Source organism: Bacteriovorax stolpii (assembly GCF_002872415.1).
Classification (GTDB): Bacteria; Bdellovibrionota; Bacteriovoracia; order Bacteriovoracales; family Bacteriovoracaceae; genus Bacteriovorax; species Bacteriovorax stolpii.
Genome location: NZ_CP025704.1, coordinates 2,608,014 through 2,623,413 on the forward strand (window position 1 = coordinate 2,608,014; position 15,400 = coordinate 2,623,413).

The window sequence follows — 15,400 nt, forward strand, 5'->3', positions numbered from 1 at the left end:
CCTTGTAAAAAAACCCAGACTCAACCACTATCCTCCCCTTTAATGAGACAATGCTCTCATTATGAAAAAACCAACTTCGAAAATATTCGTCCTTGCCCTTTTATTAACGTCATTCTTTGCAGTAAACACTGATCTGCATGCCCAAGTTTTTGGAGTCAATTTAGGCAATGCCACAGACACTGCTAAGGACATTTTTAAAAATGCCAAAGACGCTGCTAAGAAGGCCTTAGAAGAAGCTAATAGAAAGAAGGCCGAAGAAGAGGCCAGACGTGCTGAAAAAGCAAAGGAAGAGGCCCGCTCACGAACAACAAATACAAGTATTATTGAACTTCAAGGCACTATGGGTGCTGATATTAAGTGGATCATGTTCAATATCACTAAGGGATCCTACAACGAGAAAGTGACGATTCCGGCAAGCAACGGTTCTTATAAATTCCGTCTTGCTCTTCGCGATGGTGCTGGTACTTATGCGATTCAGGTTTTCCAAAACAATAAAGTTGAACGTTATACAAGTTATTCTTACCTGAGCGCTACTCAAATTGAAAACACAGATGAAAGAGATATGAGTTTCCTGCTTCCATCAACGATGGTTCAGTCGGAAGACCCTGAAATTGTCGCTCTTACAAAAATGATTACAAAAAATGCGACAACTGAAACTGAAGCTGTCAAAGCAATTCACGATTACGTTGCGACCAATATTGAATACGATTTCCCGGCCTACAATGACGGAACCTACGCTCAAAAAGAGTACGATGCCGTCTCTATCTTAAAGAGAAAAATCAGCGTGTGCTCTGGCTACGCCAGCCTCTTTGCAGCGATGGTGCGCGCTTACGGCGTAAGAGTAAAAGTTATCCACGGAAAAGGAGTGGTCAGTGGTGGATTAGGTGACCATGCTTGGAATGAAGTGGAAATTAATGGCGAGTGGAAGATGGTTGATACAACTTGGGATTCAAACCTAAAGAGCAATAAATACTTTTTTATGGATGAAGCAAAATTCGCCCAAGATCACTTAAAAGAAACGGAAATGACGAATTACTAAAATGAGAGAAGCTTAACTCTGTATTTCTCACCGATCACTTTCTCTACGGAGAAGGTGATCTTTTCACCGACGTTTAAATTCTTAAAATGCTTCTCGCCTTTTTTATCCAGTTGTTTCTTCTGGATTTCAACGATGACATTCTTATTTTGACCTTCTTCAAAAAAGCAGACTTCGTACTCGAAGCTGAACTTAGTCTCAGTGATAAAGCGAATAATAGTCGCTTCACCACTTGGAGCAATTCCGGCCTTTCTTTTGTATATGTGAGCGCTCATCGGGAGAATCTTGCGGTCGAGGCTCACCAATTGCGAAAGTCTTTCAACACTCAAATCATGAGAGGTTCTTAAAACCTGATGACACCAATCATTCGGGCAAGCAGCACTGCTTGGGCATGGATATAGAACATCGTAAGAATCCAAAAGGGCCTCACGAAGTTTTTTAAGCTCAGTAAAGAGCTCACTGGTTCCAGGTTCAATAAAGATCACATACTCCGGGTCCACCATCATAATCTGATCCTGGACTTTCTGGATGCCGATTTCATTGATTGAGTGACCGTAGAATAAAACACTATCTGCTCTCTTTTCACTAAAGCGCTGGAGAGTTTTAAGATTCACTCCTGAGAAAAAACCTTTCAGCATTTTTTCTGCCTGATTGAGCATCACTCTCGAAGAGTCGACACAAATAACTTCCGGTGGAGTTTTTTCAAAAAGCAGGCTTAGCCCCAATGAAAAAGTTCCCGGACCACAACCGATATCGACAAATGGTCTCGAGATAATGTCGTTTAAAACATCAGGCGAAAGTTTTGATAAAAGAAAATGCAGCTTGGGAATATTAGTCGTCAGATAAAGGGCCGCATAACTAGAAACATGATCGTCATCTAAAACATAGTCCCCTATCTGGTCTCTTTTTTTAGTGAACTTCATGGACATCTCTTTAATGAAATGAACCATGTCAGACTCTTTTAAATCTGGATTTAATAGATGCGGACGGATGTCTTCAATTGACAAAAAAAAGGGCCCGAAGGCCCCTTTTACAATATTGTCAGAGTATAAATTATCTCTTTCCAAGATCAGTGTACTCACGAGTTGTAGCCCCAGTGTAAACTTGACGAGGACGAGAAATCTTAGTTTCTTTTGTCTCTCTCATTTCTTTCCACTGAGCTAACCACCCTGGCATTCTTCCTAGAGCAAACATTACTGTGAACATGTTTGTTGGGATACCAAGAGCGCGGTAAATGATTCCCGAGTAAAAATCTACGTTCGGGTAAAGGTTACGAGACTTGAAGTAATCATCAGCAAGAGCTGTTTGCTCCAGGCCTTTAGCGATATCAAGGTACGGATCTTTTACACCAAGTTGAGCAAGAACAGTGTCACATGCTTTTTTGATGATCTTCGCGCGTGGGTCGAAGTTTTTATAAACTCTGTGCCCGAAGCCCATAAGTTTGAATGTATCATTTTTATCTTTTGCTCTCTCAAGAGCTTTTTTGTAATCGCCACCAGCGTTTGAAATCTCTTCAAGCATTTCTAGAACTTCCTGGTTAGCACCACCGTGTAGTGGTCCCCAAAGAGCGTCGATACCAGCAGAGATTGAAGCAAATACTGAAGCATTAGACGAGCCAACAACTCTTACAGTTGATGTTGAACAGTTTTGCTCGTGATCAGCGTGAAGGATTAAAAGAACGTCTAGAGCTTTTGCTACGTCTTTAGAAGCTTTCATCCCCATCATCGACATAAAGTCTTCAGTGTAAGAAAGAGCTGGATTAGAAGCTACCAGTGGTTGACCAGTTGTTACTCTTTGAATCGCAGCTGTGATAATTTTGAATTGTCCAAGAAGAAGCGCGAAGATTTCATCTTTTTGCTCTTTTGTTGGGTTCGGGTTGTTTAGTTCCGGATAGTGAGCTGATAGAGCTACAGTTACCGAAGAAGCGATCGCCATTGGGTGAGCAGTTTTTGGGAAAAGCTCAATCATGCGAGTGATGTACTCAGGAAGTTTTGAGTAAGAAGCTACTTTTTTCTCGAAAGATGCAAGCTCTGCTTGAGTTGGAAGGTTACCCCAGTTTAGAAGGTAAGCGACTTCGATGAAAGTTGATTTTTCTGCAAGTTGCTCAATTGGGTATCCTCTGTAACGAAGAATCCCTAACTCTCCGTCAAGGAAAGTGATCGCTGAAGCACAAGAACCAGTGTTTAGGAATCCGTGATCAATTGTAATGCACCCAGTGTCTGCACGTAGCTTTGCAATGTCGATTGCTTTTTCTTTTTCTGAGCCCTCAATAACTGGGTACTCTAGAACTTTTCCGTCGATTTCGATTTTTGCCTTTAAAGACATATGATTCCTCCAATGATTTGGCGTAAAAAACTTGGTTTAAAATACCGCAAAGAAAAAAGTCCCGCTAGAAATTTCTCTCTATAATCTCATAGACCACGCCTTAGGATCAGCGTGCCATTCTTTGAGTAGGTCCATCCCCTTTTGATCAATTAAGTTTAACTCGAAAGCGGCAAGAGTTAACGAGGTAAAATCTGTCAGTGAGAATAGTTGAATGGATAGGTTACTTAATCTATCCTTGGCCCCTTGCATTTCGTAATCTACGACGCAGAGACAAGCGTCACACTTAAGCTCCGCTCCTTGAAGCCCACCCATCGCCTCTTCAAGACTTGCTCCCTGATTGACTAAATCTTCAAACAGAAGAACTTTTTCACCAGCATTGAAGGCACCTTCAACTTGATTCTTTCTTCCGTGCTCTTTTGCTTTTGGCCTTACATAGACCATTGATCTCTTCATGCGGTCAGCGATAAATGCAGCGTGAGGAATCCCTGCAGTAGCAATTCCACCCAGGTGATCGAAGCTTAAGTTATTTTGTTTAATCACATCTATGAAGGCCTGAATAACCTGGTCTCTAAATTCCACGTGGGAAAGAATAATGCGGTTATCGCAATAGATAGGTCCTCTCAGTCCTGAGGCATACTTAAAGGGGTCATTGGGAGAGAACTTCACAGCACCTAAATTAATAAGGTTTTTGGCGATGTCCATTTTCATTGGTGATTCCTCGGCTTATCCCCGTTCAAGGGGCCTGTGGCAAGTGCTGATTATTCCATAAAAAGAGCAAAATTCAGCATATTACCGGATTTTACGTTAAAATGAGTAAGCTTACGAATTATCTACTATCACATACGAGTTGTCGCGATTGAAAGCATTATTTATTGGAAATACTCCCGAAGATGACAAGAACATTATCCGTCTTATGGGAAACAACTATCCTAAGGTTCAACTTGTGGGTTTAAAAACTCCTGAGTCACTGATGGATATGCTCACGGCCGATGGGCCGTTCTCTTTTATTGTCGTCAACATCGACAACAAGAACCTGGTGATTGCGGATCTCTATGCACAGATCAACGACACTCTTGGTGTGCGCCCTTTTGTTTTTATCGGCACTCCCAATTCAGTTAAGGCACAGCTGACAAACGACATGGTTCACAATCAGCAGACCAACGCTTTAGTTGAGTTGCCTCTCGTATTGGAAGAATTTAAAAAGGCCGTGAACCTGGCCATTGATTGGGTGAAGAAAGAAGAATTCGAAGAGTCTATTTTAGAATTCTCCCGCGATGACCTGCACCCGATGAGACTTCGAAACTTTTATCTTTTTGAGCAAGTGCCCTACGATGTTTATATCGAACTCACGTCGACGAAGTTTGGTAAAGTTATCACTAAAGATAAATTCTACTCTCATCAGATCATTCAAAACTATTCGCGAAAAAATATTAAGTATCTTTACCTAAGAAAAGATGAACACTTAAAGTTCCTCGACACTTCTATAAAAAATTTACTTAAGATTTACGATGCGAAACTTTCAGACAGAAAAAAATACCTGACTCTGCACTTGAAAACGGCGTTTTTCATGCACCAGTTTATCAAAGCGGCCAGCGTCTCTGATGAAGTCAATAAACTCGCTCATTTTTTTATCGATTCAGTTTCAAACCTGGTGCGCTCGTATGAGAATCTCTCAGACCTTCTCGATAGCATTAGTGAAACGGGAAACATTACTTTTGCCGAGCAGAGTGTGGCAACGGCCTACGTCTGTGAAAGAATCCTTTTAAACATGGGATGGACGGCCGATATGACCCGCGGGAAACTTATCCTCGCCTCTCTTCTTCAGGATGTGACCTTAGGTAACGATGACCTCATCAAGATCAGATCACTCAATGACCCGAACTTAAAAATGTTCAGCGAAGAAGAACAAGAAGACTTTAAAAACCATCCGCAGAAGGCCGCTCACCTTTCAACTTATTTTAACGGCTTCTCCGATGTCGATTTCATTTTATTAGAACAGCACGAACACCCGACAGGAGACGGCTTCCCAAAAGGGCTGAACTCTTCCGGGCTCACGACGATTTCGTGTATCTTCATTCTTGCCAGCAACTTCGTCTCGCGCATGGCCTTAACGCCTAAGTCGCCCACTCAACACAGAGACATCTTAAACAATATGAAGCGTGTTTATAATACTGGTAACTTCAAAGACCCGCTAAAGGCCCTAGAGAAGTCTTTAAGAAAGATTTAATTAGTTCCCCGGGAAATTTTCCAGAGTTTCGATGATCTTTTTATAGGTCGTCTTTTTGAATTTTTCAGTCAGGACTTCGATGATCTTCTTAACATCCAGAATATAGTCAGGATTCTGATCGCGAAGTTTCATAAACTCTTCAACAAAGGCTTCAGAGATAAGAACGATTTTTGAAAGCGGAGAAATATCATCTTTAAAATCGATGGCAAAACCAATACCGTTTGTAATCCCGTGGTGCTGCTTGATTAAAAGATCTGCACCAATTGGAGCGCGCTTATAAGTCACGATCACTTCAGCAGCGAGACGAGCGTGATTGAGTACCACTTCTTTTTCTTTGTCGTTGAGAGCATCGCTAAAGAGCAGGTCTTCTTCATACTTTAGTGTTGGGTGCTTTAAGTAAATCGGCGCCAGCATGATGTCGTGGAAGAAGAGCACGAAATTGATTTTCTCAATATGGCTTTCTCCACCCCATGAGACACGCCTGATAATATGATTACTGACGTAAGCTGCCAGGATGGAATGGGTATAGACATAACCATCGCGCTGGGAGTTTAAAATTGACAATAGTTTTTTCAAGCTTGGAGTTTCGTTAACGATCTCTTCCATAACTTTAGTACAAGCATTGGCGATATTAACGATTTCAGCTGTGACTTCAGGGGAAGTGGTGAAACTTTGAGAAGCAAAATTGAATCCGGTTTTAACCGCTTCACTCTTTTCAGTTGTGTCCAGACCTTCTGTGTTTTTTAAGAAGTCGACAATAGAAAGGGAGATCATGTTGATGATTAACAAACGATCAAGACTGTTAACGTAAAGAGTGGTAATCCCCTCTTTTACGAATTGTTTAATCGTTTCACCGATTGTGTCGCCTTTTTTAGCAACCATCGTGTAATTGCCGTTTTTCATCTGAATATAAACAGAACACGGCACTTCTCTTAACTTAGAAAGAAACTCTTGCTCAATCGGGTAATACTGAGGCATTTCTTTTTCGGCCATATCTTTGGCCGTCACACCCAGCTCTTTAGCGCACGAGCGAATCAAATTCTGCAAGTTGTACGAGTTAGGGACAACGATCACGCTGTCCATTTCTTTGCCTGGGTTTCCAATGACAATCAAGCGAGACTTGTATTTATTGAGCACAATATAATTGTGGATTTCAGAAGCAGAGTCGTGGCCATTAATCATGTTCAAGGTAATAACTAAATCCGGTACACTCTTTTTAAAAAGCTCTACACCTTTTTTAGTTGCATCCACAAGAGTCACTTTTGCGCCCAGGTAAACTTCCAGGTTGGTCACATAAAGCTGATTGAGAATTTCGTTGTCCGAAATGACGAGAATCTGACTCATTGTTGGCCCTTAATAACAATAATGACTTCAAGTTTATCACCATTTTAAGTCAGCGCTTTTTATTTTTCTTGAAAAAGGGCACAAAAGAGAACTAAATTAGTAACCTATTATGAAATTTAAAACACCACTACACTCTGGAATTTTTCAAAAACGTTACAAGAGATTTTTCGCCGATATTAAAATGGGTGAAGAAATTGTTGTGGCCCACACCGCTAACACTGGGACAATGAAAACTTGTCTGGGTGAAGGATGGCAGGCCATGATGAGTTATCACGACTCTCCTACTCGCAAACTGAAATACAGTTTCGAGATGATCAACAACGGTAAAACCTGGATCGGCATCAACACATCACTGACTAACGGACTGGCGATTGAGGCCATCCAAAACGGAGTGATCAAAGAACTTCAAGGTTATAAAGATTTAAAACCAGAAGCAAAGATCGGCCAGAGCCGCATCGATATCCTGCTTTCTAATTCGCCAGACGAACAATGTTACGTGGAAGTGAAAAACGTCACCTTAATCGATGATCATGGACACGCCCTTTTCCCAGACGCTGTCACAGAGAGAGGTTTAAAACACCTTGGGGAGCTTTTAGAGCTTAAAAAACAAGGGGTCCGCACTGTCATGCTCTTTGTGGTTCAAAGAGAAGATTGCCACTCTTTTAAAGTTGAACAGGACATCGACCCTGCTTACTGCAAGAAGCTTAAAGAGGTCATCAATGAAGGTGTAGAAGTGCTGGTGTATCAGTGCAAGCTTTCGCCTGAAGAAATCATCGTTCACAAAAAATTATCTATCGTCTAAAAAACAAAGGCCCGCGTCCTTAACACGCGGGCCTTAGTTATAAAAAAAGCAGATCAAAAAAATTAAGCTGCTTTTTTGTCTTTGTTGAAATTATTGTTAGCTTCTACAGTCGTAGAGCCCTGACGATCTTTCGATCCTTGCATAAGCTTCAAATGGTTTTGAGCTTTCTTTTCTTTCGTCGTCAGTTTCTTTCCGTGCTTGTTCTTGTTGTCGTGCTTATCACCCATGAGACTACCTCCTCATACAAATGCACATTTTCTTTATTGTACTATTCTTATCGGATATCACTTTTATTACTTTAGCCTTTTCCTCTCTTTTTAATGCTTTATTCCATTAGATTCAGGACCTTAAGACACCTTAAAGTTCGGTGAACTTGACCAGTTTTGGGGGCATTGAGGGTCTGCATTAAAAGACAAAATGACTCCGTTACTGGAGGCAGGCCTAAAGTAAGGATAACGACAAGGCCGTTTTTGGTGTCAATACCACACCAAAACACTTGGCATAGGCCGTGCAATCTCTCCTCGTCGCCTAATTTATTTTGTTTTCGGGGGGAAACATTATGAACACAACAATGTGCCTTTTTATGTTCGTCACTTTAGTCTTTTCAGGAAGAGTCCTGGCAAAAGAAGAAACCATCGCCACTATCACCAATGATGAAAACAAAGAGGTGTATACCTTCGTCGCACAAACAGATGACGAAACAGACACCATCAAAGCTTTCTACAAAGATGATTTTTTAAATGGCAAAAAAATCGAGCGTGAAATCCTTTCAACAGGTGGTCTTCTCTCTTCGGGAATGGTTTTAGAAAAACGTGGAGACCATGAAGTCATCGCTCTTAAGAGCAATAACTTTGATATGGAACAAGGTGGGATCGTCACGATTGATACGCTTTTTAACGGCGTAAACGGTCAGAGAAAAGAGTATGACCTACAGCTGGCAAAGTCTGAGTCAGGCTGGAAACTTTTTAAAGGGAAGCAAATGATCTCGAAGCTTCACATTGTGGTTAATAAGAAATTCTTATTGGGAGCTGTGGGCGTAAAAGAAATTCAAATGCGTTAGTGCCAAAAGAAAAGGCCGCTCTTAGGCGGCCTTTTTCACAAATTGCTTGTTCTGTTTAATTTTTTCGTATTCTTGCAGATCTTGGGTAAAGTGATTTTTGGTCCTTTCCACAAGCGGAGCAAAGATATTGCGCAACTCCGTCTCATGGCCGTCTGGCAGCAGGTCTTCATAGCGGGCAAAGATGTAAAACTCTTCGTTAGTGCTTCTCTTAGCGTTGTTTAAATTCCCGTAGAAATTCAATATACGCGACTCGAGTTTAAAGAGCATTGAGTCCCGCTCGACTGAGATCTCGTGCTGATCAATACGTTTAAAGACTTCTTCCATTGCCAGGGCATCAATCTTTTTATACGGAGCGACCGGGATTGTCAGCTCGAGCGTATGAGAATTTTTTATTTTGTTTAAAAAATTCTTATCAGTTATCTTGAAGATAAAACCCATTTCCGACAACTGGTGAATCTCAACTTTATCCTTATAGGTCTGAACATCGTTGTCCATTTTGAAGAGGACGGGAATCGTCGCGTTCAGGCGGAATGATCTAAGCGTATAGTGCTCAAGAAGAATTTTTCTCATGACAAACTGGGCGTAGATATCTTTATCCAGCCACTTCATTGATGTCAGGGTGTAGTACGGCCCCTGTTCGCTGTCGTATGAAAAAAGAATTTCTTCTTTTCTTTCAAACCACGTCAATCTCAAGCGACTGTCGAGGTATGATTCATATAGAGAAAACAGGTCTGTTCTGATAACTTTTATCTTGTTACAAAGCCACACTGGCTTTGCCTTGAGTTCATTTAGCGCCTGATTCATTCTCATCAGGTGAAAGTTGTTGTTGAAATTTTTGTAGTGACGTCTTTGTGCTAAACAAGTCTGATCCCAGTTTGCCCAGTGAAACGACAACTCTTTTGTCAGTTTCAAATGCTCTGTTAAATCTCTTGATCCAAGATAGTCTTTCAGACTCTGTGGATTAACGACGCCTCTGATTGTCATATAACTTTCTCCGCAATGAATATTTCTTATCGGCATTGTAGAACGAGAGAGAAGCTCATTGGGGAGGAAAAAAAAGAAAATTGAATCCCATTGAAATTGTTCTTTTTTTTATGAACTTAAGAATTTTTTAAGTCTAGAAAATTTGAGAACTTTTTGAGGCACTTATTATTTTCGTTTAGTAAGTAACGGGGATCTGACCGTTTTTGCCTATGCTGTTGAAGCTTCAGAGCTGGACTCGAGTTCTGCTATAATGAAAAAAGATGAAGAACCCATTTGATATACTAGAGCAGAATGCCCTAAATTTTAAGCTGACTCCGATTTCCTTCAGAGAAATCTTCTTTATTGCTGAAGCTCCCTGTGACATTTATGCACAGGTAGACGGGCTCTTAAAGGTTGTTCTCCATAAAAAAGCTGAAATCAATACTTCACTACTCAAAGATCTCTTACAAAAAAAATTGGCCAATCTCTTTGTTATGGAAGAAGACCGCCAGCTTTTACGAGTGGCCCAACAAGAAAACCTTACGAACGTCACCCGCTCTCTTTCTATCGGCGATCCATTAGAGAAGGCCAGACTGCAGACAAACTTACTAACTCTTAATCTTGGTTATCTTTACGAAGACCCGACAGACGACAACGTTTTAAACCTGCAGGTTCAATCTGCAAAAAACTTAGCGACTTTTCTTTTTAACAAACCACAGATTCACGAAGCCCTGTATAAAGAATTCATTAAACAGGGGCATCATTATATTTTTGCTCAACCATTTCTCTCAACTTTATTTTTGTTGGGAGTAATGAAGAACTCACGCATGTATATCGACAAAGACATCGAGCTCTTTTTCCTGACCAGCTACTTTAAAGACATCGGGATGTCGGCCATCCCGGTGGAAAAATACAACGATGAACATTTATCAGATGATGATAAAAAACTCCTCGCCTCTCACCCACAGCTTTCTGTGAATATTTTAAAAGGCCGAGTGCCCCTACCACCAAACCACTTAAAAATTATTGAGAATCATCACATCTACAGCACTCTGACCAACCAGATGAATTTGTCAGCAAAGGATGATCCAAATAATATTTTTGGGTTTGAAACCATGATGATTTCAGTTATGGACACTGTAGCCGCTATGACAACAGATAGACCTTTTAGAAAAGCAGAGTCTTTATACAAAAGTTTGGACCTTATTCGCCTTTTAATTGGTGAACAATACCCGCAAGAGTTCAAACTCATCGTCTTCTATTTCAAGAATTTCTTTAAATCACTCTAATTGGAATATCAGAGTAATTTCATCCTGCATAAAATTCTTTTCAAAGTGTTTTTTGATATGAAACACTACTAATACAGATTTTTAAATGGCCAAGAAATTCTACGGAGGGAAATAATGGCGACGACTGATATTAGTCCATTGACTGGCATAATTGCCGAAGAACTAGTTTACGTTGATTTTGGAGAGCACGAAGGAAAGTCAGTGCTTGAAATCGCCGACACTGTCCCTGATTTTTACGAATTTCTGTTAGAGTCGAAAGAAGGCGGAAAATGCACAATTCGCCGCTCAAAAGACAAAAGTTTTCGTCTCTATGTCTCTCAGACTGCTCACTAAGAACAAAATTATCATGCGGGGAGCACAATTCCCCGCTTTCTTAACACAATCCTGACATTTAAAGCTTTATATTTTGAGTAAAATTGTCGATTATAAGTCTATGTTTAAATTGAAATCTAAGACCCAGGATGCCCTGCTCTTTTATATCTTGAGAACCATCTCATTAGTCGTGATCGCACTGCTATTGGGAATCATCTACATCTTAATCAAGGCCGCATGGCCCTCGATTGTTGGAAATGGGTTAAGTTTTCTTTTACGTAAAGACTGGAACCCGGTTGAAGACCAGTATGGCGCGCTTCCGTTTATTTTTGGTACTGTCGTCACCTCACTGGTTGCACTTTTAATCGCTACACCAGTTAGTATTCTTATCGCCCTTTTTATTACTGAGTATCTGCCAAAAACATTTTCGCGTATTATTTCTCTTTTAGTTGAAATGGTTGCGGCCATTCCAAGTATCGTCTTTGGTCTTTGGGGGATTTTCTATCTCGCTCCTTTTGTGAAATCGACGATTGCTCCGTTTTTAAAGACTCACCTGGGCTTTCTTCCGCTTTTCCAGGGACCAAGTTTTGGTATCGGGATTTTAACAGCGTCCCTTATTTTATCGATCATGATCGTGCCAACGATTTCTTCAATCTGCCGCTCGATCTTTGAACTTATTCCTGCTCACCAGAAAGAAGCTTCATACGCTCTTGGGTCAACGAAGTACGAAATGATTAAACTGGCGATCATCTCGCCATCTCTTTCAGGTATCTCTTCTGCTGTTGTTTTAGGTTTAGGGCGCGCCTTGGGTGAAACGATGGCGGTGACGATGTTGATCGGGAACTCTCCGGTTATCTCTTCATCACTTTTTTCTCCAGCAGCGACAATGGCCTCAGTTATGGCCAATGAATACGCAGACGCCAACACGCCTCTGCATGTTTCTTCACTTTGTTACTTAGCGCTTCTGCTCTTTTTAATAACCTTCCTTTCAAATCTTTTCGCCAGAACTATCGTGAAAAGCTTTTCAAAGGGGTAATCGATGAACTACAGAGTTTATAGAAAATTTAAAAACTATCTTTTCTTAGCGCTTACCCTTGCCAGTGCCCTGGCCGTGCTTGCTCCGCTTTTCATGATCATCCAATTCGTTCTGGTTCAAGGGGCGAGTTCCTTAAACCTGAATTTCTTCACCGAACTTCCAAAACCAGTTGGTGAAACTGGTGGCGGGATGAAACATGCGATTTTAGGGACAATCTACCTGGTGCTTTTAGGTGCGGCCATCGCCATTCCTATTGGGGTGACTTGTGGAGTGTATTTATCAGAGTTCAGTAAAAGTAAACTTTCTAAAACCTTAAAGCTCACTGTCGACTTAATGAGCGGTATCCCCTCAATTGTTATCGGAATCTTTGCTTATCTTATCGTCGTTGTTCCGCTTAAGAGCTTCTCGGCCCTTGCCGGTGGTATTGCTCTGGCGATCATCATGCTCCCGATCATCATCAAAACTTCGGAAGAAATTTTAAAACTAGTTCCTAATCACATCAGAGAAGCTGGCCTTGCCCTTGGTCTTCCAAGATGGAAAGTCATTCTCTTTATTGTTTTAAAGGGATCAATCTCAAATCTATTGACCGGGATTATCCTGGCGATCTCCAGAGCGGCCGGTGAAACAGCACCTCTACTTTTTACGGCTTTTGGAAATATGTACCTTAGCTACCATATCAATGAACCGATGGCCTCACTTCCGGTTCAGATTTACACCTATGCCATCTCACCTTTCAAAGACTGGCAACGCCAGGCCTGGGGTGGAGCTTTCGTATTGATGGTTTTAATTTTAACGATGAATCTTATTGCCAGATATATTCTGGGAAAGATCAAAGATAAGAAGGGAATTTAGTAATGAGCGATTACAAAGATGCCAAAGTTATTCTTGAGGCCCGCGATCTACAGGCCTGGTTCGGTGACTTTCATGCAGTCAAAGGAATCACTGTCGAGTACCGCGAAAAGACCATCAATGCCATCATTGGCCCTTCTGGTTGTGGTAAATCGACTTACCTTCGCTGCTTAAACCGCATTCACGAAGAAATCGAAGGCGCTAAAACGGCCGGAGAAGTTCTCCTTGAAGGAAAAAATATTTACGATAAAAAAGTAGACGTCGTTGATGTCAGAAGAAGAATTGGAATGGTTTTCCAAAAGCCAAACCCATTTCCTTCAATGTCTATTTTAGATAACGTTGTTATTGGATTAAGGCTTCAAGGGATTTCAAAACGCTCTACTCTTCTTGATACAGCGGAGAGCTGTTTAAGAAAGGCCGCTCTTTGGGATGAAGTCAAAGATAAGTTGAATTCGATGGGAACATCGCTTTCAGGTGGTCAGCAGCAGCGTCTTTGTATCGCGCGCGCCCTTGCCGTTAACCCACCAGTGCTCCTGATGGATGAACCGACATCGGCCCTGGACCCGATTGCGACGGCAAAAATTGAAGAGTTAATGAACGACATTAAAAAAGAGTACACGGTTATTATCGTTACCCATAATATGCAGCAGGCAGCTCGTATTTCCGATTTCACTTCATTTTTCGTCTACGGGAATATGATCGAACACGGATTGTCTTCGGACATTTTTACTAACCCTAAAGTGAAGCAAACTGAAGATTATATCTCAGGACGCTTCGGTTAAATCAAAGGAAGGATTATATGGATATTTGTGCAAGAGATTTACGCGATCACGTTTTAAAAATGGCGAGTCTTGTAGAAGCATCTCTTTCAGGTTCACTCAACCTGGACAAGACCATGGAAGATATTTTTGACCTGGAAAAAAAGATCAATGAGTTTCATATGCTCATCGACGACGCTTGTTTTAAATACATCGCTTTAAAAAGTCCGACTGCTAAAGACTTAAGAACAGCGATCGCGGTTATGAAAATCAACGCCGATCTTGAGCGTATGGGTGATCAATCAGTAAAAATTAAACGCCATCAAATCACTATTGGAAGAGAAATCCTTCAACTGAAGAACATGGCCCTGGAAGTAAACCTGATGGTAAAAAATGCTTTAGACTCTTTTGTCAGAAGCAATACATTCCTGGCAACTGACGTGATTCACCACGATCAGGAAATCAATGCCATGAACCGCGATATCGTTAGAGATTATATCAACAAAATTAAAAATAACGAAATCGGCTTTGATGAAGGCTACAGTATCATCAAAATCTCTAAAAACCTTGAGCGCATCGGTGACCACGCTAAGAACATTGCAGAAGATGTTATCTTCTTAGAGTCGGGATCAGATATCCGCCACAACCCTGAATATAAGACTGGTAAAAAGGAATAGTTATGGAAAACGCTAATGTTGTCGTTGTTGAAGACGAATTAGAAATTAGTGAGATGATTCAAGGTCATCTAAAAAGTTTAGGTCACAATGTTTTTGCTTTCGGCGACGGAAAAAAAGCACTGGACTACATTCAAGGCAACGACGGAAAAGAAGCTGGAAACATCCATCTTTTTATCCTGGATCGTATGCTTCCTTCAGTAAATGGAATGGAAATCTGTAAATTCATCAGACTTTTCAACCCGACAAAAGGAACTCCGATCCTGATGCTGACAGCATTAAGCACGCCGGAGCAAATCGTTGAAGGTCTGGACGCCGGAGCTGACGATTACATGACAAAACCTTTTGATCTGGCCATTTTAATGGCGAGAGTTAGGTCTCTGCTTCGCCGCCAGGAAATCAAAAACACTCCACAGGAAAATAAAAATATTCTTCGCCACAAAGACCTGATGCTGGATATGGATCAATGTAAAGTGTGGATCGAAGGGCAACCTCTGGAGCTGACACTTTCTGAGTACAAGATCCTTTGCTGCTTCCTGCTGTCTCCAGGAAAAGTTCTGACCAGAAACCAACTGGTAGAATACATCCAGGACGGGCCGGTTCATGTAACAGACAGAACAATCGACACCCATATTTTTGGTCTAAGAAAGAAGCTGGGAGATTACTCGGCCATCATCGAGACTATTAGAGGGATCGGCTATAGAGTTGTGGCCCAAGAGTAGAAT

17 protein-coding genes are annotated in these 15,400 nt (G+C 41.2%); 11 read left to right on the forward strand and 6 right to left on the reverse strand.

Annotated elements, in window-relative coordinates:
- Positions 1-61 precede the first annotated feature (61 nt).
- Positions 62-1,039 (forward strand): transglutaminase domain-containing protein, encoded by a 978-nt coding sequence (locus C0V70_RS12850; protein WP_102244264.1) that lies wholly within the window; start codon positions 62-64, stop codon positions 1,037-1,039.
- Here the strand turns inward: C0V70_RS12850 and C0V70_RS12855 are convergent.
- From C0V70_RS12855 to pyrE, 3 genes are all read right to left on the reverse strand, one after another.
- Positions 1,036-2,118: a small ribosomal subunit Rsm22 family protein gene (locus tag C0V70_RS12855; RefSeq protein ID WP_133566612.1), complete on the reverse strand. Its 1,083-nt coding sequence runs from the start codon at positions 2,116-2,118 to the stop codon at positions 1,036-1,038. The two genes, C0V70_RS12850 and C0V70_RS12855, sit on opposite strands and share 4 nt — an antisense overlap.
- A complete protein-coding gene (locus C0V70_RS12860; protein ID WP_102244266.1) occupies positions 2,090-3,361 on the reverse strand; it encodes a citrate synthase in 1,272 nt (423 codons plus the stop codon). Before C0V70_RS12860 ends, C0V70_RS12855 begins: the two co-directional genes overlap by 29 nt.
- 78 nt (positions 3,362-3,439) lie before the next feature.
- On the reverse strand, positions 3,440-4,069 hold the full coding sequence (gene pyrE, locus C0V70_RS12865; RefSeq protein ID WP_102244267.1) for an orotate phosphoribosyltransferase: 630 nt from the start codon (positions 4,067-4,069) through the stop codon (positions 3,440-3,442).
- A gap of 148 nt (positions 4,070-4,217) precedes the next feature.
- Here pyrE and C0V70_RS12870 point away from each other — a divergent pair, with 148 nt between their 5' ends.
- Positions 4,218-5,588: an HD domain-containing phosphohydrolase gene (locus C0V70_RS12870; RefSeq protein ID WP_102244268.1), complete on the forward strand. Its 1,371-nt coding sequence runs from the start codon at positions 4,218-4,220 to the stop codon at positions 5,586-5,588.
- Here C0V70_RS12870 and C0V70_RS12875 read toward each other — a convergent pair whose 3' ends face one another.
- Positions 5,589-6,932 carry a hypothetical protein gene (locus tag C0V70_RS12875; RefSeq protein ID WP_102244269.1) on the reverse strand — a complete coding sequence of 448 codons (1,344 nt, stop codon included), beginning with the start codon at positions 6,930-6,932 and terminating at the stop codon, positions 5,589-5,591.
- Positions 6,933-7,041: 109 nt separating this feature from the next.
- Here C0V70_RS12875 and sfsA point away from each other — a divergent pair, with 109 nt between their 5' ends.
- The gene (gene sfsA / locus C0V70_RS12880) at positions 7,042-7,734 is read left to right on the forward strand and encodes a DNA/RNA nuclease SfsA (RefSeq protein ID WP_102244270.1); all 693 of its coding nucleotides are present in this window, start codon (positions 7,042-7,044) and stop codon (positions 7,732-7,734) included.
- 62 nt (positions 7,735-7,796) lie between these two features.
- Here sfsA and C0V70_RS19045 read toward each other — a convergent pair whose 3' ends face one another.
- A complete protein-coding gene (locus C0V70_RS19045; protein ID WP_158649680.1) occupies positions 7,797-7,961 on the reverse strand; it encodes a hypothetical protein in 165 nt (54 codons plus the stop codon).
- Between the two features lie 332 nt (positions 7,962-8,293).
- Between C0V70_RS19045 and C0V70_RS12885 the strand changes: the two genes are divergently transcribed.
- Positions 8,294-8,794, forward strand: coding sequence for a hypothetical protein (locus C0V70_RS12885; protein WP_102244271.1), 501 nt, complete (start codon positions 8,294-8,296; stop codon positions 8,792-8,794).
- Between the two features lie 21 nt (positions 8,795-8,815).
- Here C0V70_RS12885 and C0V70_RS12890 read toward each other — a convergent pair whose 3' ends face one another.
- A complete protein-coding gene (locus C0V70_RS12890; RefSeq protein WP_102244272.1) occupies positions 8,816-9,778 on the reverse strand; it encodes a hypothetical protein in 963 nt (320 codons plus the stop codon).
- A 260-nt stretch (positions 9,779-10,038) separates the two neighbouring features.
- Here C0V70_RS12890 and C0V70_RS12895 point away from each other — a divergent pair, with 260 nt between their 5' ends.
- The 7 genes from C0V70_RS12895 to C0V70_RS12925 all read left to right on the forward strand — a co-directional run bounded on the left by C0V70_RS12895 (position 10,039) and on the right by C0V70_RS12925 (position 15,397).
- Complete coding sequence (locus tag C0V70_RS12895) at positions 10,039-11,046, forward strand: HD-GYP domain-containing protein (protein ID WP_102244273.1); 1,008 nt, start codon at positions 10,039-10,041, stop codon at positions 11,044-11,046.
- A 114-nt stretch (positions 11,047-11,160) separates the two neighbouring features.
- Entirely contained in the window at positions 11,161-11,379 is a 219-nt protein-coding gene (locus C0V70_RS12900; protein ID WP_102244274.1) for a hypothetical protein, read from the forward strand.
- A gap of 100 nt (positions 11,380-11,479) precedes the next feature.
- Positions 11,480-12,394 (forward strand): phosphate ABC transporter permease subunit PstC, encoded by a 915-nt coding sequence (gene pstC, locus C0V70_RS12905; RefSeq protein WP_102244275.1) that lies wholly within the window; start codon positions 11,480-11,482, stop codon positions 12,392-12,394.
- 3 nt (positions 12,395-12,397) lie between these two features.
- A complete protein-coding gene (gene pstA, locus C0V70_RS12910; protein WP_102244276.1) occupies positions 12,398-13,246 on the forward strand; it encodes a phosphate ABC transporter permease PstA in 849 nt (282 codons plus the stop codon).
- 2 nt (positions 13,247-13,248) lie between these two features.
- Positions 13,249-14,025, forward strand: coding sequence for a phosphate ABC transporter ATP-binding protein PstB (pstB, locus tag C0V70_RS12915; protein ID WP_102244277.1), 777 nt, complete (start codon positions 13,249-13,251; stop codon positions 14,023-14,025).
- Positions 14,026-14,042: 17 nt separating this feature from the next.
- On the forward strand, positions 14,043-14,678 hold the full coding sequence (gene phoU / locus C0V70_RS12920; RefSeq protein ID WP_102244278.1) for a phosphate signaling complex protein PhoU: 636 nt from the start codon (positions 14,043-14,045) through the stop codon (positions 14,676-14,678).
- A 2-nt stretch (positions 14,679-14,680) separates the two neighbouring features.
- Complete coding sequence (locus tag C0V70_RS12925; protein WP_102244279.1) at positions 14,681-15,397, forward strand: response regulator transcription factor; 717 nt, start codon at positions 14,681-14,683, stop codon at positions 15,395-15,397.
- The last annotated feature ends 3 nt before the right edge of the window (positions 15,398-15,400 follow it).

Excerpts from the sequence above, each read along its gene's own strand:
- C0V70_RS19045 (WP_158649680.1), bottom strand. The coding sequence starts at position 7,961 with ATGGGTGATAAGCACGACAACAAGAACAAGCACGGAAAGAAACTGACG.
- phoU (WP_102244278.1), top strand. The coding sequence starts at position 14,043 with ATGGATATTTGTGCAAGAGATTTACGCGATCACGTTTTAAAAATGGCG.
- C0V70_RS12925 (WP_102244279.1), top strand. The coding sequence starts at position 14,681 with ATGGAAAACGCTAATGTTGTCGTTGTTGAAGACGAATTAGAAATTAGT.
- pstB (WP_102244277.1), top strand. The coding sequence starts at position 13,249 with ATGAGCGATTACAAAGATGCCAAAGTTATTCTTGAGGCCCGCGATCTA.
- pstA (WP_102244276.1), top strand. The coding sequence starts at position 12,398 with ATGAACTACAGAGTTTATAGAAAATTTAAAAACTATCTTTTCTTAGCG.
- C0V70_RS12850 (WP_102244264.1), top strand. The coding sequence starts at position 62 with ATGAAAAAACCAACTTCGAAAATATTCGTCCTTGCCCTTTTATTAACG.
- C0V70_RS12875 (WP_102244269.1), bottom strand. The coding sequence starts at position 6,932 with ATGAGTCAGATTCTCGTCATTTCGGACAACGAAATTCTCAATCAGCTT.
- C0V70_RS12860 (WP_102244266.1), bottom strand. The coding sequence starts at position 3,361 with ATGTCTTTAAAGGCAAAAATCGAAATCGACGGAAAAGTTCTAGAGTAC.
- C0V70_RS12895 (WP_102244273.1), top strand. The coding sequence starts at position 10,039 with ATGAAGAACCCATTTGATATACTAGAGCAGAATGCCCTAAATTTTAAG.
- C0V70_RS12885 (WP_102244271.1), top strand. The coding sequence starts at position 8,294 with ATGAACACAACAATGTGCCTTTTTATGTTCGTCACTTTAGTCTTTTCA.
- C0V70_RS12890 (WP_102244272.1), bottom strand. The coding sequence starts at position 9,778 with ATGACAATCAGAGGCGTCGTTAATCCACAGAGTCTGAAAGACTATCTT.
- pstC (WP_102244275.1), top strand. The coding sequence starts at position 11,480 with ATGTTTAAATTGAAATCTAAGACCCAGGATGCCCTGCTCTTTTATATC.
- pyrE (WP_102244267.1), bottom strand. The coding sequence starts at position 4,069 with ATGAAAATGGACATCGCCAAAAACCTTATTAATTTAGGTGCTGTGAAG.
- sfsA (WP_102244270.1), top strand. The coding sequence starts at position 7,042 with ATGAAATTTAAAACACCACTACACTCTGGAATTTTTCAAAAACGTTAC.
- C0V70_RS12900 (WP_102244274.1), top strand. The coding sequence starts at position 11,161 with ATGGCGACGACTGATATTAGTCCATTGACTGGCATAATTGCCGAAGAA.